21 protein-coding genes and 1 riboswitch are annotated in these 21,010 nt (G+C 63.9%); of the genes, 6 read left to right on the top strand and 15 right to left on the bottom strand.

Annotated features, from left to right (window positions below):
• Position 1 precedes the first annotated feature (1 nt).
• From AC2ETI_RS16740 to thiO, 7 genes are all read right to left on the bottom strand, one after another.
• Positions 2-853, bottom strand: a complete 852-nt coding sequence (locus AC2ETI_RS16740; protein ID WP_019744506.1) for an adenylate/guanylate cyclase domain-containing protein — start codon at positions 851-853, stop codon at positions 2-4.
• Between the two features lie 97 nt (positions 854-950).
• A complete protein-coding gene (locus tag AC2ETI_RS16735; protein WP_020906687.1) occupies positions 951-2,405 on the bottom strand; it encodes a M20/M25/M40 family metallo-hydrolase in 1,455 nt (484 codons plus the stop codon).
• 132 nt (positions 2,406-2,537) lie between these two features.
• Complete coding sequence (locus tag AC2ETI_RS16730) at positions 2,538-3,308, bottom strand: ABC transporter permease (RefSeq protein WP_019744508.1); 771 nt, start codon at positions 3,306-3,308, stop codon at positions 2,538-2,540.
• Positions 3,308-4,297 carry an ABC transporter ATP-binding protein gene (locus AC2ETI_RS16725; protein WP_046378165.1) on the bottom strand — a complete coding sequence of 330 codons (990 nt, stop codon included), beginning with the start codon at positions 4,295-4,297 and terminating at the stop codon, positions 3,308-3,310. Before AC2ETI_RS16725 ends, AC2ETI_RS16730 begins: the two co-directional genes overlap by 1 nt.
• A 128-nt stretch (positions 4,298-4,425) precedes the next feature.
• Positions 4,426-5,178: a thiazole synthase gene (thiG, locus tag AC2ETI_RS16720; RefSeq protein ID WP_020968851.1), complete on the bottom strand. Its 753-nt coding sequence runs from the start codon at positions 5,176-5,178 to the stop codon at positions 4,426-4,428.
• The gene (thiS, locus tag AC2ETI_RS16715; protein ID WP_003944402.1) at positions 5,171-5,386 is read right to left on the bottom strand and encodes a sulfur carrier protein ThiS; all 216 of its coding nucleotides are present in this window, start codon (positions 5,384-5,386) and stop codon (positions 5,171-5,173) included. The genes thiG and thiS overlap by 8 nt, the downstream gene beginning before the upstream one ends.
• Positions 5,383-6,462, bottom strand: coding sequence for a glycine oxidase ThiO (gene thiO / locus AC2ETI_RS16710; RefSeq protein ID WP_080910214.1), 1,080 nt, complete (start codon positions 6,460-6,462; stop codon positions 5,383-5,385). The genes thiS and thiO overlap by 4 nt, the downstream gene beginning before the upstream one ends.
• Positions 6,462-6,608, bottom strand: a riboswitch (TPP riboswitch). (Overlaps the previous gene by 1 nt.)
• 26 nt (positions 6,609-6,634) lie before the next feature.
• Between thiO and thiE the strand changes: the two genes are divergently transcribed.
• Together thiE and AC2ETI_RS16700 are read left to right on the top strand one after the other, a co-directional pair.
• Positions 6,635-7,330 carry a thiamine phosphate synthase gene (gene thiE, locus AC2ETI_RS16705; protein ID WP_019749516.1) on the top strand — a complete coding sequence of 232 codons (696 nt, stop codon included), beginning with the start codon at positions 6,635-6,637 and terminating at the stop codon, positions 7,328-7,330.
• A gap of 248 nt (positions 7,331-7,578) precedes the next feature.
• On the top strand, positions 7,579-7,710 hold the full coding sequence (locus AC2ETI_RS16700) for a hypothetical protein (RefSeq protein ID WP_003944354.1): 132 nt from the start codon (positions 7,579-7,581) through the stop codon (positions 7,708-7,710).
• Positions 7,711-7,788: 78 nt separating this feature from the next.
• Here AC2ETI_RS16700 and AC2ETI_RS16695 read toward each other — a convergent pair whose 3' ends face one another.
• The gene (locus tag AC2ETI_RS16695) at positions 7,789-8,433 is read right to left on the bottom strand and encodes an NUDIX hydrolase (RefSeq protein ID WP_019749515.1); all 645 of its coding nucleotides are present in this window, start codon (positions 8,431-8,433) and stop codon (positions 7,789-7,791) included.
• 158 nt (positions 8,434-8,591) lie between these two features.
• On the opposite strand from AC2ETI_RS16695, the gene AC2ETI_RS16690 reads away from it, so the two are divergent.
• Genes AC2ETI_RS16690 through AC2ETI_RS16680 form a run of 3 tightly spaced genes read left to right on the top strand, consistent with a single transcriptional unit; the run spans position 8,592 to position 13,319 of the window.
• On the top strand, positions 8,592-9,953 hold the full coding sequence (locus AC2ETI_RS16690; protein WP_020968848.1) for a hypothetical protein: 1,362 nt from the start codon (positions 8,592-8,594) through the stop codon (positions 9,951-9,953).
• 14 nt (positions 9,954-9,967) lie between these two features.
• Complete coding sequence (locus AC2ETI_RS16685) at positions 9,968-10,954, top strand: glutamate ABC transporter substrate-binding protein (RefSeq protein ID WP_020968847.1); 987 nt, start codon at positions 9,968-9,970, stop codon at positions 10,952-10,954.
• Positions 10,955-10,961: 7 nt separating this feature from the next.
• Complete coding sequence (locus AC2ETI_RS16680) at positions 10,962-13,319, top strand: serine/threonine-protein kinase (protein WP_483634139.1); 2,358 nt, start codon at positions 10,962-10,964, stop codon at positions 13,317-13,319.
• Between the two features lie 15 nt (positions 13,320-13,334).
• Here the strand turns inward: AC2ETI_RS16680 and AC2ETI_RS16675 are convergent, their stop codons facing one another.
• The 6 genes from AC2ETI_RS16675 to AC2ETI_RS16650 form a co-directional block, all read right to left on the bottom strand.
• Entirely contained in the window at positions 13,335-14,534 is a 1,200-nt protein-coding gene (locus AC2ETI_RS16675) for an acetate kinase (RefSeq protein WP_019749511.1), read from the bottom strand.
• Between the two features lie 2 nt (positions 14,535-14,536).
• Positions 14,537-16,615 (bottom strand): phosphate acetyltransferase, encoded by a 2,079-nt coding sequence (gene pta / locus AC2ETI_RS16670; protein WP_003944313.1) that lies wholly within the window; start codon positions 16,613-16,615, stop codon positions 14,537-14,539.
• Positions 16,616-16,761: 146 nt separating this feature from the next.
• Positions 16,762-17,775 (bottom strand): glucose-6-phosphate dehydrogenase (coenzyme-F420), encoded by a 1,014-nt coding sequence (gene fgd, locus AC2ETI_RS16665; protein WP_003944371.1) that lies wholly within the window; start codon positions 17,773-17,775, stop codon positions 16,762-16,764.
• A gap of 108 nt (positions 17,776-17,883) precedes the next feature.
• Complete coding sequence (locus AC2ETI_RS16660; RefSeq protein ID WP_019749510.1) at positions 17,884-18,231, bottom strand: YidH family protein; 348 nt, start codon at positions 18,229-18,231, stop codon at positions 17,884-17,886.
• The gene (locus AC2ETI_RS16655; protein ID WP_019749509.1) at positions 18,228-18,701 is read right to left on the bottom strand and encodes an RDD family protein; all 474 of its coding nucleotides are present in this window, start codon (positions 18,699-18,701) and stop codon (positions 18,228-18,230) included. Before AC2ETI_RS16655 ends, AC2ETI_RS16660 begins: the two co-directional genes overlap by 4 nt.
• Positions 18,701-19,408 carry a hypothetical protein gene (locus tag AC2ETI_RS16650; RefSeq protein ID WP_019749508.1) on the bottom strand — a complete coding sequence of 236 codons (708 nt, stop codon included), beginning with the start codon at positions 19,406-19,408 and terminating at the stop codon, positions 18,701-18,703. Before AC2ETI_RS16650 ends, AC2ETI_RS16655 begins: the two co-directional genes overlap by 1 nt.
• A 115-nt stretch (positions 19,409-19,523) precedes the next feature.
• Here AC2ETI_RS16650 and AC2ETI_RS16645 point away from each other — a divergent pair, with 115 nt between their 5' ends.
• Positions 19,524-20,465: an alpha/beta hydrolase gene (locus AC2ETI_RS16645; protein WP_029538606.1), complete on the top strand. Its 942-nt coding sequence runs from the start codon at positions 19,524-19,526 to the stop codon at positions 20,463-20,465.
• A gap of 29 nt (positions 20,466-20,494) precedes the next feature.
• Here the strand turns inward: AC2ETI_RS16645 and AC2ETI_RS16640 are convergent, their stop codons facing one another.
• On the bottom strand, positions 20,495-20,992 hold the full coding sequence (locus tag AC2ETI_RS16640) for a nucleoside deaminase (protein WP_167343319.1): 498 nt from the start codon (positions 20,990-20,992) through the stop codon (positions 20,495-20,497).
• Positions 20,993-21,010: the final 18 nt, after the last annotated feature.

Genomic DNA, 21,010 nt, shown 5'->3' with positions numbered 1-21,010 from the left:
GCTAGTTCCGGCGTACGCGCCAGATTCCCAGGTCGACGGGAACTCCGTTGGGCGTGGTCGCGAAAAACCCTCGCCGCCACGGACGGATCGTGAGATCGAGATCCTCCAGGGTGCCGGCTTCGAGTTCCTCGAGAGTTGTCGCCGACATCATGACGTTGCCGTCGCCGCCCAAGCCCATCATCCGGGCGGCGATGGTCACGTCGACGCCGAGCCAGTCGTCGCCGATCTGGCGCGGAGTACCCGTGTGGAGGCCGACGCGCATGCGTGGGGTGTATCCGTCGAGGTCGACTTCCGCGAGTGCGTCCTGCGCGGTGAACACCGCCTTCAAAGCCGCATCCGGGCGAATGAACACGGCCATCAGACCGTCGCCCATCCGTTTGACGACGTGTCCGCCGTTGTCGGTGATCGGGGTTTCCACGGCCTGCGCCACGGCACGCAGGAGCGTCAGCGTGGCGCCGTCACCGGCTTCGAGTGACCAGGTGGAGAAGCCAACCAGATCGGTGAAGACGATGGTCAGTTCTTGATCACCGCGGCCGCGGCCCATCTTTTCCAGCGCCGCCTGCCACACCTGCAGTGCTCCGAGGCTCACTTCGCGAGTGGCTGCCGGCTTCTGATCGAGCAATCTGTCAGCGACGCGGGCCACGGCACGAGCACCGCCAGGACCTGCCAGCGAGAGCGGGTCTCCGAACCCGGGATCACCGGGTAGTGCCCGCCTCAGCCGTCGTAGCGCGTCGATGAGCTGCTGCCGACGGTTCAGTTCTGCCGCAGAGTTCAAGACGACGTCGACGACGCCTCGAACCGAGGAGGAAGGAGCACCTGTCGTGTCGGTGCCCTCCGGGGACAGATCAGCCATAACTCAAGCGTAACTCAGAGTTACAGACAGTGTGCTGCCGCCGTTCTCGCACAGTGGCCTCCTGGTCGCTCGCACAGTCGATCATTCGGTCAGTCGATCATTCGGTTCTGGCCTGCGTTCGAGCATCGCCGACGGGAACTCCGTTCGGGCCGCTCAAATCCTGGGCATACGTCGCAACTCCGAAGGCTACTGCAGAAGCGTTGGCCGCGAGCGCTTCGCGATCGATGTTCGCGAGGTTGTCCTGGGCACTGTGGTAGTTCGGGTCGAAGGTCTCCTCCGCTTCGCCGCCCCACTTCTCGGCCTGAGCCGGCGTCTTGCGTTCGTCCGCGCCGCTGAACACTCCGCCCGCCGGGATTCCGATCTCGATGAACGGGCCGTAGTCGGAACGCCCGTCGAAGTCCGTTCCGTCCGCCGCAATCCCCCGATCGGCGAGGAAGTCGACGAAGGTGCGCTCGATGCCTGCCGAACCCTCGGGCCCTGGCCCCTCCCCGACCGCATCCGAGTTGTCGCCGTCGTAAGCCAGGTATCCGGCATTGGGCGAACCGAGCATGTCGAAATTCAGATACAGGGCGATGTCGGCTCGTTCCTGATCGCTCAGACCTTCCACGTAGCGGGTGGAGCCGACCAATCCCACTTCTTCCGCTCCCCAGAAAGCGAAACGCACGGCATTCTCGATGCTCGGTGAGCTTCCCATCTGCAGCGCGGTTTCCAGCACGGCTGCGGTGCCGCTTCCGTTGTCGTTGATGCCGGGACCTTCCGGCACGCTGTCCAGGTGGGCGCCCACGACAACCACGTTGTCGGTCGCGCCGGTCTTGGTCTGTGCAATCACGTTGCGCGACTTCGTCGTTTCCGTCGACGTGTCGAGAATCAGCGTGAGGTCTCCGGGCGCTACGGCAAGAGCCTCGCCCGACGCCTTGCTCACCCCGCCGGTCGGAATGCGGGCGTCTTCGGGCTCACCCAAGGTTGCCCCGCCCAGCATCGCGTCCTCGTTGTTGGCAACCAACAACGCTGCCGCGCCGCGGTCAGCGGCGATCTTCTGCTTGTCGCCGAACGGGCACACTCCGCGGGTGACCAGCACGATTGCACCGTTCACGTCGCGGCCGTCGTAGTCAGTGGCCTCGCAACCTGGTGTCTCGTCGGCGGGAATCACCACCAGGCGTGCCGTGATTCCGGTCGGTCCCGTGGAGGGGGAATATGTCAACGCCCGCACCGGAACATCGGAGCCGTCAGTAGCTTTCAGGGATTCGGTGCCGGGATCGAAGGAGCTGAAGTCGAATTCCGGGGTACTGACGTCGAAGCCCTTGTCTTCGAGCAGGTTTGCCACGTAGTCGACACTGGCGTCGTAGCCGGGGGTTCCGGCCGATCGATTGCCGTCGTTGTTACCGGCGATCTTCTCGAGTTGCTCCAGATGCCCGGTCACGGCGTCGACCGTGACGGTCTCGGAGAATGCCACCGGATCTGCCGGGACGGCTGCTTCACTTCCTGACGACGAGCATCCACTCACCACGAGTGCTCCAGCCATTCCGACCACAACCACACCGAAGAGTCTCATCTTCGGAGGATATCGGCCGGAGCACAGGAAAGGGACCCAGTACGAATGGTTTTTCGTACTGGGTCCCCACTCTGCTGTCACTCCTCGTTCTCGGTAGGTCTCCCGACAACACCTACCGAGGGAGCGACAAGATCAGGCGTCGCGACGATTCACGATGACAATACTTGCTCCGAAAATCACCAGAACGAAGGCCGCGAAGTAGATCAGGCTGCCCCAGGGTCCCCAGTGGAAATCAAGGCTTCCGCCGCCAGGGCTGAGGAAGTGGTTTGCGTTCGCGAACGGCAGGAACGGGGTGATCTTCTCGCCGACACTGCCGAACAGTCCGAACAGGCTCTCGATGAGCAGCGGCCAGAGCAGGAGCAACGCAATAGCGCCCGCAGACTGCCGGATGATCGATCCGACGCCGACAGCAAGAATCACGCAGAGGAAGGCGTACACCGGGATGCCGTAAATCGCACGCCAGTCATCGCCGGTCGACAGGGTCAGGCCCGTGCTGGCCTCGGTACCGGCCATGGCTTTGGCCACCGCGTAGGACCCGAAGGCGAGGACAAACGTCAGCACCGCGCCGAAGGCACCGATGAGGCCGGCTTTGGCGATGAGCACCGAGGCACGGTTCGGAACTGCCTGGAAGGTGGTGCGGATGGTCCCGAATCGGTACTCACTGGTGACCGCGAGGGCCGCCATGATCATGAGAACCATGATTCCGAAACCCGAGATGCCGGCCGTGGCAACGGCGGTGTCGAGGTCCGGTGCTCCCTGGACGTCGGAGGACGTCAGAGCCGACTTGGCAACCGCGCCCATGATGGCCGCGAAGCCGAGAGCGAGCACGACGATGATGACCGAGCACCAGAGCGGCGACTTGGTCGTGGTGATCTTGATACGTTCAGCACTGAGAACAGCCATTACAGTGCACCTCCCATAGCCTGCTGTGTGTTTGCCTGCTGCGTATTTGCATGGTGTGCACCAGCACCCGGATCGATACCGGATGCGTGGTACTGGACATCGTCTCCGGTCAACTTCATGAACGCATCCTCGAGCGAACCCTGCTGGGACGCCAACTCGTACAACACGATTCCCTGCGAACCAGCCAGACCGCCGATCACGTCAGTGGTCGAATCCACGACCACCAACGCCGGCGCAACACCGGAACCGTCCTCACGCACCGTCAACCCCTGCGAGAGCAACACACTGCGCAACGCATCGAGCTGAGGACTACGCACGCGCACCGTCGACTCCGACGAGCGATCCACGAACTCCGCGACCGTCGAATCCGAAATCAACCGTCCCCGGCCGATCACCACCAACTGCTCCGCCGTCAATGCCATCTCCGAGAGAAGGTGACTCGACACCAGCACCGTGCGGCCCTCGGCCGCCAACCGCTGCATGAACTTACGAATCCAGACGATGCCCTCCGGATCGAGACCGTTGACCGGCTCGTCGAACAACAACACCTTCGGATCACCCAACAACGCACCCGCCAACCCGAGACGCTGCGACATACCGAGCGAGAACCCGCCGGCCTTCTTGCCCGCCACCTCGGACAATCCGACCAACCCGAGTACCTCGTCGACGCGGGACTTCGGGATCCCGTTCGAAGCGGCCATCCACTGCAGATGCGCCCGCGCACTGCGGTTCGGGTGCACCCACTTCGCATCCAACAACGCGCCGACAGTCCGCAGCGGTGTCTTGAGCTCGCGGTACGGCTTGCCCTCGATCAACGCCGCACCCGACGTCGGCTGATCCAAACCCAGAATCATCCGCATCGTTGTCGACTTACCGGCACCGTTGGGGCCCAGAAAGCCCGTCACGATGCCCGGCTTGACCGTGAACGACAAATCGTCCACCGCTTTCGTCGGTCCGTAAACCTTGGTCAATCCCCTCAGTTCAATCATGAGGAGAACTCTGCCCTACGGCGCTGACCAGCACATCGGCCACAGGTCTAGTTCCGAGTGGTACTCAGGTAGGACATGAGTCCGGGCAATTCGGGCAGAACCCCGAGAAATCACCCGGATCTCGTCCCTCAGGACGACGCTTGAGCCCAGAATCGCTTGGGGATCCGGCCGGCGTGCCGCGCCTCGAAACCAGCCACGACAGCGTGACGCATCGCCGACGCCATCAGCGCGGGATTCTTGGCCCGCGTCACCGCTGTCGCAAGCAGGACGGCGTCGCAGCCCAACTCCATGGCAAGGGTGGCGTCGCTGGCCGTTCCGATCCCGGCGTCGAGGATGACGGGCACGCCGGCGCGCTCGACGATCATCTCGATGTTGTGCGGATTCGCGATACCCAGCCCGGTGCCGATGGGTGAACCGAGCGGCATGACCGCAGCGCAACCAACCTCTTCGAGGCGAAGCGCCAGCACCGGATCGTCCGTCGTGTACGGCAGAACGGTGAATCCGTCGTCCACCAATTGTTCTGCGGCGGAGACGAGTTCGATTGCGTCGGGCAGCAGCGTCCGCTCGTCGGCGATGACTTCTAGTTTGACCCAGTTCGTCTCGAGCGCTTCGCGTGCCAACTGCGCCGTCAGCACTGCTTCGGCGGCGCCCCGACACCCGGCGGTGTTCGGCAACGGTTCGATTCCGAGACGACGAAGCAGGTCCAGAACACCCGTGCCGCCGGCCGCGTCGACTCGCCGCATCGCGACGGTGGTCAGTTCGGTGCCGGAGGCGACAAGCGCTTCCTCGAGCACCGCAAGGTTGGCGGCGCCGCCTGTTCCGGTGATGAGCCGGGAACCGAAGGTGCGGCCAGCGATAGTGAGAAGGTCCTGCTCAGCCACCCTGCACCGCCGTGAGGATCTCGATTTCCCAACCACGTCCGACGGATTCGTCCCAACGCCCGCGAGGAAAGAGCGCACCGTCGACGGCGACGGCGATACCCTTGCTCGGCAACTCGAGGTGCGTCAGTAGCTCGGTCACCGTGACTGCTCGATCGAACTCGAGATCTTCGCCGTTGACGGTGATCCCGATCGGGACCTGCTCACTCATGAATTTTCCTTAACTACTGCGAACCGCTCGGGTTCGGTTCCTTTTACCTCGACCAAAGATGTGCCGTTCAGCAACGCGACCGTCGCATCGGCGGTGACGGGCGTCAGCAGGACACCGTTGCGTCCGTGTCCGGTGGAGACGACAACACGATCGGACACGCGCCCGATCAAGGGCAGGTTGTCCGGCGTCATGGGACGCAGGCCTGCCGCGCATTCGTACAGTTCGTATTCGCCGATCGCCGGCATCAGTGCCTCGGCGTCGTTGATCAGGTCGCGTACTCCGGCCATCGTGACCTGTGTGTCCTCACCGGACTCGTATTGTGTTGCGCCGACGACGATTCCGTCACCGCGCGGGACGAGGTAGGCGGGCCGCCCGTGGACGCTTCCGCGGATGGTGCGGCTGGGCGCCGGGGTGACTCCAGGCCTACTCCGCAGGCGAAGGATTTCGCCCTTGACCGGGCGTACCGGTAACCCGGGCCACAGCTTGGGTGACGCGATACCGGCGGTGAGCACTATCTGGTCGGTATCGAGTTCGGCGAGGTCGTTGACGGCACGCGCGATCAATTCGACACCGGATTCCGCACAGGCCTTCTGCAACGCCTCCAGCAGAAGTCTGTTGTCGACGGCGGACTCACCGACAGCCATCAGTCCCGACCGGATGCCCCGGCCGAGCATCGGTTCGAGTTCGCGGATGCGGGCGCGACCGAGAACTTCGAGTTCATGGCCCTGCGCGGTCACCCACTCGGCGATGGTCTGCAGGTCCTGCGCGTCGGCCGCATCGAGTGCAACCGTCAGCGAACTGTCCGCGGTGAAGACCGATGGCCCGAACTTTCCGAGCTCCTCACCGAACGTCGGCCACCGTTCCAGGGACGCTGCACCAACCGTCAACGCTGTCTCTTCACCCGGCCAGCCTTCGGAAAGCGGGGCGAGCATTCCGCCCGCCACCCACGAAGCACCTGATCCAATGGACGGGTCGTACAACCGAACGGACCACCCGTCGCGGGCGGCTCGCCACGCAATGGCGAGACCGATGACACCGCCGCCGACAACCGACACCGTACGAGCGTGTGTACTCACGAAACTCCACCTCCACTTCCTGCGCCGGCATGATCCGGGTCAGGTCTGACGGTCGGGATCTGGTCGCGATCCCCTCTCAGCCCCACGAACCTCGCAGTCACGACAAAAAGTGACAACGACGTTTCAGGACTCCCGTGTCGAACCTTGCTCCCTAGAGGCTACCGTTTGCTCCGTGCACCCCACACATCCCAGTAACGTCATCGACCGGCGCGAGCGCCTGGCAGCAGCACGGCTGTACCTGTGCACCGACGCGCGCCGCGAGAAAGGCGACCTCGCGCAGTTCGCCGAGGCAGCATTGTCCGGCGGAGTCGACATCATCCAATTGCGTGACAAGGGCTCTGCCGGTGAGCGCGAGTTCGGCCCGCTCGAGGCCAAGGACGAACTGGTAGCACTGGGCATTCTCGCGGCCGCAGCGCGACGCCACGGCGCATTGTTGGCTGTGAACGATCGCGCGGATCTCGCGATGGCTTCCGGTGCCGACATCCTCCACCTCGGGCAGAACGACATTCCCGTCCCCTACGCACGAACGGTTGTCGGTGAAGACGTCGTCATCGGGCGTTCGACGAGTAGTCGCGCGCAGGCGAGTCTGGCCGCAATCGAAGAGGGCGTCGACTACTTCTGCACCGGGCCGGTCTGGGCGACACCGACCAAACCGAATCGAAGTGCGTCCGGTCTGGAACTGGTTCGATCGACCGCCGACGCCGCACCGCCGCGCCCCTGGTTCGCAATCGGCGGCATCGACGAGGAACGCCTGCCGGAGCTGCTCGATGCCGGTGCCACGCGCATCGTCGTCGTGCGTGCAATCACGCAGGCGTCGGATCCGCAGGCGGCTGCGCAGCGCCTCGCCGCGGCCGTCGCTGGACGCTGAAAACCGGTAACTGGCGACCGTCAACTGTTTGCCGGGCGATTTCCACACAGTTACGGGTCAGCACGCCTGACTCGAAACATGAACGGAAGTTGTCCGATCAGACAACAAACCCCCAGTTCCTAGGTGCGATTGGATGTCCGAAAAGTCGGATTACGTGATCTTGATCACAGTTGTTTCGATTGCGTGTCACATCCCATTCGGTTTGTTGTAGTTTACCTCCAGTTACTAACTGAACCTAGGAGCACTAAATGGGATCCCTCGACACCGGCTCGCTCAGCACCGAATCGCTCGAAGACCTGAACCTCGGCAAGATCAGCGAGCTGCTCAAGCTCGGTATCACCGCGGTCAGCTTCATCACGGCGCTGAACTCGCTCAGCTGAGCCTCGTTTCGGTCGACGACCGAAACACAGAAGGGCCGGACTCCTGAGGAGTCCGGCCCTTCTGCTGTATATGCCCTGTTAAGACTGCGTACTCGACGCCTCGGACAGGTTCTGGTCACTGCCTGACTGCTCACTGCCTTGGTGGGAACTGCCTTGGTGGGAACTGCCTTGGTGCGAGCTGCCCGACAACCATCCGAAGCCACCGTCTTCGAGTACGACGGTGTGTGGGTCGCCGGCCTGTAGGTCTTCAGTCTCGGCTGGTACAGGCGCAGTCCGGAGCTCGGGCCACGAGGAACCGAATCCCGGATGCAATGGCAGCGAATCGACGTCGGCTTCACGCACCCACCGCAACTCGGTGCTCTCACCGTTGGCAACCGTCGACAGTGGATGTGCCGCATCAGCCACGACGGTGGTGTAGGTCCACCCGCTCTCCGCGTGCATCGTCACTACCTCACCGCGGACGCGAACGGCGTCTTCGGCGATTCCGGCTTCTTCGTGTGCCTCCCGGACAGCGGCGTGCGTCGTGCTTTCGTGTGAGTCCCGTGCTCCACCGGGCAATGCCCAGGTACCACCTTGATGGCTCCACGCCGCACGATGCTGCAGCAAGACCAGGGGCGATCCGTCCGAATCGGGGGCGCGAAGAAGCAGTCCAGCGGCTCCGTGTTTACCCCAATGCCGAGTACCGTCCGGTCCGATCGACCAACCGTCACCGTCACCACGCATCGACTACCTCGCTCCGCCTGCTCTCGCCGTTGTCCCACACTAACCGTTTCAAACTGCTCCAGGTGTAGGTGATGCTTATATGCTCGCGAAGATGCCCTGAATCATTTCTCGGCGGCATCATTTCTCGGTGGCCCGCCTACAGCGAAGTGAGGTGCTCGATGGTCGACCGTGTCGTCCCGTCCATCGAACCCCGGTCGCTGCCGCCCGCCGAGGGCACTTCGGTATCGGCGGAGGACGAGCGAGCACTTCTGCGGCGCGAACTCCAGGCATTCATGTCCTCGACGCCTGGCCGGTTGACCGTCGTCGGAGTGATCTTGATTGCGATCACCTTGATCGCCGGACTCCTCGCCACCGCAGCGATCGAGAACCGACAGGCGAACCTCGACCTCCTCCTCGTCGAAACCGAACCTCTCGCCAACTCGGCCCAGAACCTCTACAGCGCGTTGTCTTTGGCAGACGCCGCCGCGGCCACCGCCTTCATCTCCGGCGGCCTCGAACCCGCCGAAGTACGCGACCGATACACGCAGTCGATCGGTGAGGCGTCGGCGGAGATCGTCCAGGCGTCGGCCGGTCTCGACTCGACTGATCTTGCCGGGCACAGCGCGTTGACCACCATCTCGACCGACCTCTCCGTCTACACGGGGCTGGTCGAAACTGCACGGGCGAACAATCGCGTCGGAAACCCGGTCGGGGCAGCATATTTGAGCGAGGCCTCGCAGTTGATGCAGACCTCGCTGCTGCCGATGGCTCAGCAACTGCACGCCTCGCAGGAGACCCTGGTCTCGCAGGTACAGCGCGATTTCGAGACTCCACCGTGGTGGCCGATCGTGGCATTCGTCCTCGTGTTGTGCGCGCTGGTGGCAACACAGGTGTACTTCTCCCGCAAGAGTCGCCGACGCTTCAATCTCGGGTTGATCCTTGCCTCGCTCGCCGTCGCGGCTGCGCTGCTGTGGCTGCTCACCGTCGGACTGGTGTCCGCACTTGCCACCGGACGCGCACTCGACGCGGGCGCCGAGCCACTGCACGAACTGACCGAGGCCCGGATCATGGCACAGCAGGCACGTACCGTCGAAACCCTCACGTTGGCGAGACGGGATTCAACTGCCGAGGACAACGTGACGTTCACTCGCAAGGTCGACGCCCTGCGCGACATCCTCGAGGGCCTACGCAGCGACGAACGCGCCCGAGTGAACAACGAGGTGCTGACCGCCGCACTGGATTCGCGCGAGCAATGGGTGGCTGCGCACACGCGCATGTACGACCGTCTCGGGACCGGCGACTTCACGTCCGCTGCCGCCATCACCATCGGCTCCGGAGAACAGGATTCGGCCGCGGAATACGGAAAGCTCGATCACGAACTCTGGCAAGGAATCGTGGATTCGCGCACAAATCTTCGGTCCGACGTTTCGTACGCCTCACGTGTGTTGGCTGCCTCTGCACCGGGCATGACTGTATTGGCAGTTCTCGGAGTTGCCGGAATCTTCATCGGGTTCTGGCCCCGACTGCGGGAGTATCAGTGACGGGAGTACCGGAGATGCGGAGGAAGCTCCCGGCCGTGTGCGTCGCGGTTCTGGCAGCGTCCGTGCTGGCGCTCGCCGGTTGCGGTGCAGATCGAGCCGAAGACCTGAACAACGCGGCCGCCACGTCGTACACGGAACCGCCGCTGCCGGCCGAGGCCACCATCGCGCCCAGTCCGACACCGACGACCACCGCGTCGTGCACCAACCTCACTGCGAGCCTGCGCCCCACACCCGCAGACGCATCTCCGCAGCCACCCACGCCGAGCCTCGACGCCATCCGCGCCCGCGGGCGGCTGATCGTGGGCCTGGACACCGGTTCCAACCTCATGAGCTTTCGCGATCCGGCGACCGGACGCCTCGAAGGCTTCGACGTGGACATCGCCCGCGAGATCGCCCGCGATCTGCTCGGCGACCCGGAGAAGATCGAGTACCGAATCCTGACCTCGGACGATCGGATCGCCGCACTCCAGGAATCCATGGTCGACGTGGTCGTCAAAACCATGACCATCACGTGCGAGCGGCGCGAGAAGGTCGACTTCTCGACGCAGTACTTCTCCGCCGAGCAACGAATTCAGGTCCTGCAGGGTTCACCGGTACGCGGCATCGCCGATCTCGCAGGCAAGCGAGTCTGCGCGGCCCGGGGAACGACGTCGGCCACGCGAATCCAGGAGCTCCAACCCGAAGCCACCGTCGTGACCGTCCCGATGTGGTCCGATTGCCTCGTCGTCCTCCAGCAGGGGCAGGTGGACGCGATCAGCACCGACGACACGATTCTCGCGGGCCTCGCCTCGCAAGACCCGTATCTCATGATGGTCGGTGGTTCGTTGGGCGTCGAGCCCTACGGAATCGGAGTGAACAAGGACAACCCCGACTTGGTCCGATTCGTCAACGGAACCCTCGAGCGGATCCGGGGTGACGGGACCTGGAACCGTATCTACGACCGTTGGCTCAGCGTCCTCGGTCCGTCACCCGGTCCCCCGCCGGCCGTCTACCGGGATTGAGGCTGACATGACCGAAGAAACCGGCCCCGAGCCCGACGCCACGCAAGCCTCCGTACGCCCCGAGCCTGACTCCACGCAGGCAGTTCACCGCGAGCCTGACTCCACGCAGGCATCCCTACGCTCCGAACCCGAAGCCACCGGTGCCTACGAGCGCCTCGAACCGACCTCGGCCCAGATACGAGGAACCGCGCCGTCCGCATCCTCCTCCCCTACCGGCCGCTCCACTCGATCCCGCCGCAGCCGGTCGGGACGAAAGCTGCGCCTCGGCGGCGGCCTGGTCGAAGTTCCCCCCGTCCCGCAGATCGACCCCGCATCTGCGGTGATGAGTGACCCGACGGTCCCCGAGCGCAAACGGTTCTGTTGGAAATGCAACGAACCGGTCGGCCGTAAGAGCGCAAGCACCAAGGCAACTCAGCACGGCACCTGCCCCAAGTGCGGTTCCACTTTCGACTTCCGCCCACTCCTCGAAGAGGGCGAATTGGTATCAGGTCAATACGAGGTTCAAGGGCCCATCGCGCACGGCGGCCTGGGATGGATCTACCTCGCGATCGATCGCAATGTCAGCGACAGGTGGGTAGTTCTCAAGGGACTCTTGCATTTCGGTGATTCCGAAGCGCAAGCCGTTGCGGTGGCCGAGCGTCAGTTCCTCGCCGAGGTCGCCAACCCCAGCATCGTCAAGATCTTCAACTTCGTCGAGCATCCGCGCCCGGACGGGACACCCATGGGGTACATCGTCATGGAGTACGTGGGCGGGCGATCATTGCGCGAGGTGCTGGCCGAATTCCCGGACGGCAAGCACATGCCGATCGAGCAGGCAATCGGCTACGTACTGGAAATCCTTCCGGCGCTGAGCTATCTGCATTCCACCGGCCTGGCGTACAACGACCTCAAACCTGAGAACGTGATGGTCACCGAGGACCAACTGAAGCTGATCGACCTCGGCGCCGTGTCCGGGATCGAAGACTACGGATACCTGTACGGCACTGCCGGCTATCAAGCGCCGGAGATCATCGAGACCGGCCCGACCATCGCCTCCGACATCTTCACCGTCGGAAGAACACTCGCGGTTCTCACCCTCGACATGCCCTCGAAGCACGGACGGTACCTCGACGGCCTTCCCGAACCCGAGGACGAGCCACTGCTGCGGGACAACGAGTTCTTCCACCGCCTGCTGCTGCGCGCCACCGACCCGGATCCGAAGAAGCGTTTCCAGTCGGCCGAGGAGATCGCGGGCCAACTCACCGGCGTTCTGCGAGAAATCCTCGCGGAGCAGACCGGGCAGGAGAATCCCGGGCTCTCGCTCGTGTTCAGCAGGCAGCGAACGTCTTTCGGCACCGATGAATTGGTCGGGCAAACCGATGTGTACGTCGACGGTATCAGCCACGACGCTGCTCTCGATCCGCGCGAAGTTGCGCACGCACTTCCCATCCCGTTGGTCGACCCCACCGATCCCAGCGCGCCGTTGCTGGCGGCAGCGGTGCACAGCGAACCGTCTCAGACTCTCGATGCGTTGAAACACGCCCGCGAGAACGGAATCGACCGAACGTCAGGCACACCGGCGGCCGCCATCTCCGGCGAGGTCCGACTGGCCGAGGCCAAGGCTCATCTCGATCTCGGCGATCCGGAGACCGCGCTGAGTGTTCTGGACGAACTCCAGCAGAGCATCGGTGATCACTGGAAGATCGAGTGGTATCGAGGGCTTGCAGCGTTGCAACTGGACCGATTCGAGCCCGCCTTCAGTCATTTCGAGACCGTCCTGACGGCTCTGCCGGGCGAGGCTGCACCCAAACTCGCGTTGGCGGCGACAGCAGAACTGATCCTCCAGCATTGGGAGAGCGACGACCCGGACCAATGGTGCCGCTTCTCGGAGAAGTACTACCGCACCGTCTGGCGGACCGAACGGAACTACGTCAGCGCAGCATTCGGGCTCGCCAGGCAACTCGCCGATCACGGCAACAAGAAGGCAGCCATCGCCGCCCTCGACGAAGTTCCCACGTCTTCCCGGCACTACAACGTCGCACGGATGTCGAGCGCTCTGACGATGCTGTCCGGCGTTCCGATCGCCGAACTCGACGAATCGACTCTGAGGGAAGCCGCCCGTCGCGTTCGCGCGCTACCGGCCGAGGAGAGCCGAAGTCTGCAGATGCGAACCCTGGTGTTGGGCACGGCACTCGATTGGATTCGCTACGGAAACCGCTCGCACACCGAACTCGAACCCATCCTCGACCTGCCATTCACCGAGCAGGGTCTGCGCACCGGAGCCGAAGCCTGCCTTCGCGCCCTCGCCCGCGCCACGACCTCCCGCACGCACCGCTACGCCCTCGTGGACCGGGCGAACGCGGTGCGTCCGCGCAGCAATTTCTGACGCGCTCCCCGAGATTTACAGCGCGGCCACCAAAGCCTTCGCCGCGCGGGCGATCGCCAACTCCTCGTTGGTGGGGACCACCAGCACCTCGACGGCCGACGTGGATGCGGAGATACGACGCTCGTCGCGGCTCTTCGCCTCGTTGAGAGCCGGGTCGACCTCGATTCCGAGACGGGAGAGGCCGGCCAGGCTGTCGCGTCGTACGTCGATGTTGTTCTCGCCGACACCGCCGGTGAAGGTGATGACGTCGACGCCACCGAGTTGAACGATGAAGGCGCCGATGTACTTACGGAGCATGTGTACGTAGACGTCGTAGGCAAGTTGTGCGTCTTCGTCGCCGCCCTCGATCAGTGCGAGCAGGGCACGGAAATCGTTGACTCCCGACAGTCCCTTCAAACCGGAACGACGGTTGAGGAGGTCGTCGATCTCGTCGACCTTCATTCCCGAGTTGCGATTGAGGTGCAAGATGATGCCTGGGTCGATGTCGCCGCTGCGGGTGCCCATGACAAGACCCTCGAGCGGGGTGAGGCCCATCGTGGTGTCGATAGCCTTGCCGCCCTTGATTGCCGAGGCCGAAGCGCCGTTTCCGAGGTGCAGAACAATCTGATTCAGCTCGGCCGGATCCTTGCCGAGGAAGTCCGCGACTCGTCCCGACACGTATTCGTGTGAGGTCCCGTGGAAGCCGTATCGACGAATCTGGTTGGCCTTGGCCACATCCCGATCGATCGCGTAGGTCGACGCTGCGGCGGGCAGCGTGTGAAAGAAGGCAGTGTCGAATACTGCTACGTGCGGAACGTCTGGCAGTTCTTCGCGCGCCACCTCGATACCGATCACGTTGGCCGGATTGTGCAGCGGCGCAAGGTTCGACAAATCCTCGATGGCTTTCACGACGCCGTCGTCGATGAGCGTCGGCGAATAGAAGATGTCACCACCGTGCACGACTCGGTGACCGACGGCGATGATTCCTGCCTCGCTCAGCGGCCGTCCGACCTCGGCGACGATGTCGAGCACCATCTTCAGTCCCGCACGGTGATCGGCGATGGGGAGGCTGCGGTCTTCGACTCCGGTGCGGTGGTTGTAGACGATGTGGCCGTCGGGTTCACCGATCCGCTCGATGAGGCCGTGCGCTACCGATTCCGCTGTATCCGGATGCACGAGTTGAAATTTGATCGATGACGAGCCGGAATTGATGACCAGTACGGTGCCGTCGCTCACGCTTACGCTCCCTGTGCCTGTATTGCCGTGATAGCCACGGTGTTGACGATGTCCTGGACCAACGCTCCACGCGAGAGATCGTTGACCGGCTTGTTCAGTCCCTGCAGAACCGGGCCGACGGCGATAGCGCCGGCGCTCCGCTGCACTGCCTTGTAGGTGTTGTTGCCGGTGTTCAAGTCCGGGAACACGAACACCGTGGCCTTGCCCGCCACCAGAGAATCCGGCATCTTCTTGTCAGCGACACTCTGCTCGACGGCCGCGTCGTACTGAATGGGCCCTTCCACCAACAGGTCCGGTCGGCGCTCGCGCACCAAAGCGGTCGCGGTGCGAACCTTGTCGACGTCGGCTCCACTGCCCGAATCGCCGGTGGAGTACGAGAGCATCGCAATGCGCGGATCGATACCGAACTGCGACGCCGTCTGTGCGGACGAGATCGCGATGTCCGCCAACTGCTCCGACGTCGGGTCCGGAACCACGGCGCAGTCACCGTAGGAGAGAACGCGGTCGGCCAGGCACATCAGGAAGATGCTCGAAACCGTCGAAACTCCGGGGGCCGTCTTGATGATCTCGAACGAGGGCCGGATCGTGTGAGCGGTGGTGTGGGCGGCACCGGAGACCATGCCGTCGGCAATACCCAAGTGCACCATCATCGTTCCGAAGTACGAGATGTCGGCGATCACCTCGCGTGCCCGCTCGATGGTCATGCCCTTGTGCGCCCGCAGCGCGGTGTATTCCTGTGCGAAGCGCTCGGTGTACTCGGACTGCGCGGGCGCGAGTACCTGCGCGCCGCTGATGTCCACGCCGAGTTCCGCTGCGCGTCGACGCACACTGGGTTCGTCGCCGAGGATCGTCAGGTCGGCAACCTGGCGCTGCAGCAGCCGGCCGGCCGCGCGCAGGATCCGGTCGTCGTCACCCTCCGGGAGGACGATGTGCTTGCGATCGCGCCGAGCGCGGTCGATGAGCTTGTACTCGAACATCTGTGGGGTCACGACCGACGGAATCGGCAGTGCCAGTCGGTCCATCAGGACGTCGGCGTCGACGCGCTGTTCCATCAAGCTCAGCGCAGTGTCGACCTTTCGCTGCGAACCGACTGCCACGCGTCCGCGGGTTTGGGCTGCAGCGCTTGCGGTGTCGAAAGTGCCGAGGGTTGTCGTGAGGATCGGAAGACGCTGTTTGAGGCCGGCCATCAACGCCGCGATGGCCGGGTGCGGCGTGATCCCGCCATTCATGATGATGCCCGCGAGCGACGGAAATCCTTCCGCCTCATGCGCATTGAGCAACGCGAGCAGCACGTCCGAGCGGTCACCCGGGGCGATGACGACCATGCCCTCGACCAGACGCTCGAGGATGTGCTCGGCGGTCATGCCTCCCACCATCACCTTCAGTGCCTCGCGGTGCAGCAGTTCCGGGTCACCCGAGTACAACTCGCCGCCGGTGGCCTCCATCAACTCGGCCATCGTGGGTGAGACGAGCAACGGAATCTCCGGCAGGCTCCACGTCGGAACTCCGATGTCGGACAGGGCTGCGGTGACCTCGTCGAGCTTGTCGGGATCGCAGCGATTGGCGACGACCGCGAGCAGGTGAGCGTGGTTGGCGGCCAACTCGGCGGCGCACAGGTGCGCGAGCTGAGCAACCTCCTCGACGCTGCGCCGAGCGCCTCGAACCGCCAACAGGACCGGCGCTCCCAGGTTCACGGCGATGCGGGCGTTGAAGCTCAATTCGCTGGGGCTTGCGACGTCGGTGTAATCACTTCCGATGATCACGACGGCGTCGCACTGCTCGGCCACGGTGTGGTACTTCGCCACGATGTCGGCCAGTGCAGCTTCGGGATCGGCGTGAACCTGCTCGTAGGTGACGCCGAGTGCGTCGGCGTAGGAGAGATCGGCAGTGGTGTGCTCTAGCAGCAGTTCGAGGATGTAGTCGGTTTCCTCGGTCGAGCGGGCGATCGGGCGGAAGACACCGACCCGGGCGACGGTCGCGCACAGCATCTGCAGTACGCCCAGCGCGATGGTGGATTTTCCGGTGTCACCTTCAGGGGAGGCGACGTAGACACTCGACACGGCAGCGGGCGCTTCTGGCATGCCCAACAGCCTAGTGTGGGCCGCCGCCCACCTTGCCACTGATCGTGGTCACGCTCACGCTCGTGCCGACAACCGGCCGCTACGAGAAAGACGAACGGTGCCTGCCACACGTCGAGTGGCAGACACCGTTCAGTTGATCTCGAGGATCAGCCAAGAGCACGCAGGCGGGGCGCGAGGTCACGCTCGAACAGTTCGAGGAAGCGGCGCTGATCGTGGCCCGGTGCGTGGAACACCAGGTGATTGAGACCGGCGTCGACGTAGGCCTTGACCTGCTCGACGGCGTCGTCGGGATCGGAAGCGACGATCCAGCGCTTGGCCACCTGCTCGATGGGCAGAGCGTCGGCAGCTGCTTCCATTTCGATCGGATCCTCGATGCTGTGCTTCTGCTCCGGCGTCAGGGAAAGCGGCGCCCAGAAACGCGTGTTCTCGAGTGCAGCCTCCGGGTCGGTGTCGTAGCTGATCTTGATCTCGATCATCTTGTCGATGTCGGCGACGTCGCGCTCGGCCTTGGCCGCGCCCTCGGCAACCGCCGGAAGCAACTTCTCGGTGTAGAGCTCCATGCCCTTGCCGGAGGTGCAGATGAAGCCGTCACCGGCACGTCCCGCGTACCGGGCGACAACGGGTCCACCGGCCGCGATGTACACGGGAATCCCACCCTCGGGGACGTCGTAGATCGACGCGCCACGAGTGGTGAAGTACTCACCTTCGAAGTCGACACGATCGCCCAGCCACAGCTCACGCATCAGCCGCACCGACTCACGCAGGCGCGCGAAGCGTTCCTTGAACTCGGGCCACTCGCCCTGGAAGCCGGTGGCGATCTCGTTGAGAGCCTCACCGCTGCCGACGCCGAGCATGATGCGCCCCGGGTAGAGACATCCCATCGTCGCGAACGCCTGAGCGATGACCGCCGGGTTGTAGCGGAACGTCGGCGTCATCACGGACGTGCCGATCTGCACGCGCTCGGTGCGCTCACCGACGGCCGTCATCCAGGCGAGCGAGAACGGCGCGTGTCCACCGTTGTGGCGCCACGGCTGGAAATGATCGCTCACCGCAACGGAATCCATGCCGTGCTGCTCTGCCAGAACTGCCAGCTCTACCAGTTCGCGAGGGCCGAATTGCTCAGCCGATGCCTTGTATCCGAGCTTGAGTTCCTGCGCCACCGTGCACTCCCTTGTCGTCTGTTTCGTTTACTTCTCTGACTTGCTTCTCGTTCTTTGCAGACTATCCAGACACCGCTCGGACTTCTCTGCGTATCTCAGCGAGGTATCTCAGCGAGCGAGGCTGGTAACCACCGTTGCCACGCCGGCCGCGACGGCAACCCCGGCCAATGCCAGTGCGAACAGCCACAGCGCATGCGGTTCCGGCATCGCCGCGCCGTCCTCGAGCGCCTTCTTCACCTGTAGCCAGCGTCGCATACCGACAAGGGCGGCTGCTGCCGAGAGTGCGATCAATGTCAGACCGAGCGCCGTACGAACCCACCCTGTACTCCACTCGGGGACCAACTGGACGACGGCAATGCCGCCCGCCAGCAGGGCAAGCGAGCTACGCATCCACGCGAGGAAGGTGCGCTCGCTGGCAAGGGTGAATCGCTCGTCCGGGCGGTTCGGTTCACTCATGCGTGCTCGCCTCCGTGGGGTGCCACCAGATCCGGGTCCTGACGCCAGTCGTAGACGACCTCGGTGCGCAGAACGATGTCCTGCAACGATCGTCGCCGCCGATCGACCGCCGACCACAGCAATCCGAAGGCGAAGAGCACACAGAGCACCGCACGGATGAAGGCGAGCGGCCAACGGACCAACCGGTGACCCGACGTGATCACCCGCAGCCCCATCACGAGGGAGCCGACAGTTCGACCGGTGGTCGCCCAGCAGGCAGTCAGGTAGGCCACCGAGACGCCGAGAAATGCCGTCGTGGACAGGAAGATTCCCGGTTCCGAGAACGTGAAACTCTGCGGCGAGAAGAGCAATCGAACAAAGGCCAAGGCCACGTACACGGAACCCATCAGGATCAGCACGACGCCCAGGTCGATCAGTCCGGCGAGGCCACGGGTGACGATTCCGGCCGGGCCGGAATTCTCCTGGGCCACTAGCGTTCACCTGCGTTCGTGTCCGGATGCGGCTCGTGTGAGGGTGGTGCGTTGTCGCGGCCGAACAATCGTCCGACGAACCCGGCGACAGCGTCGTCCGCCTGCATCCCCTGCACGCGCGCCCCGTGCACGGCTTCGGTGGAGAGTGAACCGGTCGATTCACGAATCATCTGTGGGAGGTCGACACCCTCGATGACCTGGTCGGCGATCTTGAGGAGGTCGACGCGGTCGATCTGGCGCTCGAGGTCGACACTGTCGACGATGCCGTCGAGGTCGAGGCGATCGATCACTGCTTTGACGTCGAGTCGGCTCGCGATCGCATCGACGTCGACGCGATCGATGATCGGTTCGAGCGAGACCCGTTCGGCAATCTTGTCCACGTCGATGTTCTCGGCGATCTTGTCGATGTCCACGTGGTCCACGACGATCTTCGTGATGTCGACTTCGGCAAGAGCAGCGTCGACGACAGCTTTGATCACCGTTCTCAACGTGGAATCGGCAAATTCCGCTGTCGAGCGAATCGCTTCCGTGCCGCGGGTGGCGACCTGGGTGATCGCGTCGTCGAGTGCGTCACCGACAACGGGGATCCGCTGCACCGAATCAATGGCGAGACCAGCGGTTCTGCGCGCCGCACCAGCCGTGATCGCGGCCAGCCCGAAGGCCAGCCGAATCACGTCGGATTCGGGGTGATGCGACTGCGATCCCACGCAATTGTCTCCATCTTCTTACCGGACTGTTATCCGGACATTCGTCACTCTCCTTCGCATTGTGCCACTGTTGGTAGGCACAAATACGCTGTCCGGCTTGCGCCAGGGGGAAATAATGAAGGCACGTCGATTCACGGTCCGATTGACGATGGCGGTGGCCATGGCTGCCGGCTTTCTCGGCCTCAGCGCGCCGACCGCGAGCGCGGATTCAGTGGTCAGCCGCATCGATGTCTACTCCCCCTCCATGGACCGCTGGATCGCCAACGACGTGATTTCCCCGGCCGGCGGTGGCCCCGCCCCGACCTTCTACCTGTTGACCGGCGTCGGCGGCGGCGAGGACGGGATCTCTTGGTTCAACAACACCGGAGTTCGTGACTTCTTCGACGACAAGCACGTCAACGTGGTCATGCCGGTCGGCGGCAAGTTCAGCATGTACACCGACTGGAACGCCGACGATCCGGTGCTCGGCCGCAACAAATGGCAGACGTACCTCACCAAGGAACTACCGGCAGCGGTCAACGCTCGATACAACACGACCGGCGTCAACGCACTCGGCGGCGTGTCGATGGCCGGTGGACCGGTTCTGGACCTCGCGATCCAGTCGCCGGGCACCTACCGCGCCGTCGGCTCGTACAGCGGCTGCCCGCGCGCCGGCGACCCGCTCGGCCAGGCTGCGGTGCGCTCGATGGTCGAGATACTCGGCGGAGGAAACGCGGCCAACATGTGGGGGCCGTGGGGTAGCCCGCAGTGGGCTGCTCACGACCCGCTGATCAATGCCGAGAAACTGCGCGGCACAGCGCTGTTCATCTCCACCGGCAACGGCCTTCCCGGTCCGGTGGACGGAATCAACTCATTGGCGATGGCTGCCGGAGTCGTTCCCGGCGCTGTGCTCGAAGGCATCACCAACATGTGCACCGCTGCCCTACAGGGTCGATTCGGTCAGCTCGGCATTCCCGCGACGTTCAGCTTCCGGCCTGAAGGCACCCACACCTGGGGACTCTTCGAAGCCGACATGCGTGCGTCGTGGCCGATGATCGCGGGCGCAATCGGTGCGTAAGCCTCACGGACCTCCTTCAAGCCATGGCGTCAGGTGAGACTGCGCGCCCAGTCCCGCATCCCGGCGGGGCCAGTGCCAGTGGCGTATTCAGCGAACAGATTTCGCGATTCGTCACGGCGAATGCCGCCGAGGACTTCACGCGGCTTACGGAAAAACGGAAGTTCCTCAGGCGGCGCCCACAGCTGCACGAGTTCCCTCGCACCGTCGTTCGGGGATTCGAGAGCGAACCACACCCGGGACACACCGAGTGTGATCGCGGCACCCATGCACATCAGGCATGGTTCGAGATTGACCGCCAATGTCAATTCTCCTGACGCTCGAGTGAACCCGAGAGCCTCGTCGGCCTGCAAGAGCGCTTGAAGGTCCGCATGGACTACCCGTCGGCCAAGTGCCCGTTCTTGCGTATACGCCCGCCCGAGCACACGGTCGTCGTCGAACACGACTGCCCCGATCGGCATCTCCCCGAGTTCCATGCCCTCACGCGCTACGTCAAGAGCAAGCGAAAGCGCATCTCGGGGCGAAAACATCACTCGACACTAATGGAC

It is taken from the genome of Rhodococcus sp. MurmanLake-1 (assembly GCF_056945715.1).
Note: the sequence above shows the minus strand (reverse complement) of the source record. Positions and strands in the feature narration are given on the sequence as shown.

Excerpts from the sequence above, each read along its gene's own strand:
- AC2ETI_RS16680 (WP_483634139.1), top strand. The coding sequence starts at position 10,962 with ATGACCGAAGAAACCGGCCCCGAGCCCGACGCCACGCAAGCCTCCGTA.
- AC2ETI_RS16685 (WP_020968847.1), top strand. The coding sequence starts at position 9,968 with ATGCGGAGGAAGCTCCCGGCCGTGTGCGTCGCGGTTCTGGCAGCGTCC.
- AC2ETI_RS16695 (WP_019749515.1), bottom strand. The coding sequence starts at position 8,433 with ATGCGTGGTGACGGTGACGGTTGGTCGATCGGACCGGACGGTACTCGG.
- AC2ETI_RS16645 (WP_029538606.1), top strand. The coding sequence starts at position 19,524 with ATGAAGGCACGTCGATTCACGGTCCGATTGACGATGGCGGTGGCCATG.
- AC2ETI_RS16640 (WP_167343319.1), bottom strand. The coding sequence starts at position 20,992 with ATGTTTTCGCCCCGAGATGCGCTTTCGCTTGCTCTTGACGTAGCGCGT.
- AC2ETI_RS16740 (WP_019744506.1), bottom strand. The coding sequence starts at position 853 with ATGGCTGATCTGTCCCCGGAGGGCACCGACACGACAGGTGCTCCTTCC.
- AC2ETI_RS16660 (WP_019749510.1), bottom strand. The coding sequence starts at position 18,231 with ATGAGTGAACCGAACCGCCCGGACGAGCGATTCACCCTTGCCAGCGAG.
- pta (WP_003944313.1), bottom strand. The coding sequence starts at position 16,615 with ATGCCAGAAGCGCCCGCTGCCGTGTCGAGTGTCTACGTCGCCTCCCCT.
- AC2ETI_RS16690 (WP_020968848.1), top strand. The coding sequence starts at position 8,592 with ATGGTCGACCGTGTCGTCCCGTCCATCGAACCCCGGTCGCTGCCGCCC.
- AC2ETI_RS16725 (WP_046378165.1), bottom strand. The coding sequence starts at position 4,297 with ATGATTGAACTGAGGGGATTGACCAAGGTTTACGGACCGACGAAAGCG.
- AC2ETI_RS16730 (WP_019744508.1), bottom strand. The coding sequence starts at position 3,308 with ATGGCTGTTCTCAGTGCTGAACGTATCAAGATCACCACGACCAAGTCG.
- thiS (WP_003944402.1), bottom strand. The coding sequence starts at position 5,386 with ATGAGTGAGCAGGTCCCGATCGGGATCACCGTCAACGGCGAAGATCTC.
- AC2ETI_RS16700 (WP_003944354.1), top strand. The coding sequence starts at position 7,579 with ATGGGATCCCTCGACACCGGCTCGCTCAGCACCGAATCGCTCGAAGAC.
- AC2ETI_RS16735 (WP_020906687.1), bottom strand. The coding sequence starts at position 2,405 with ATGAGACTCTTCGGTGTGGTTGTGGTCGGAATGGCTGGAGCACTCGTG.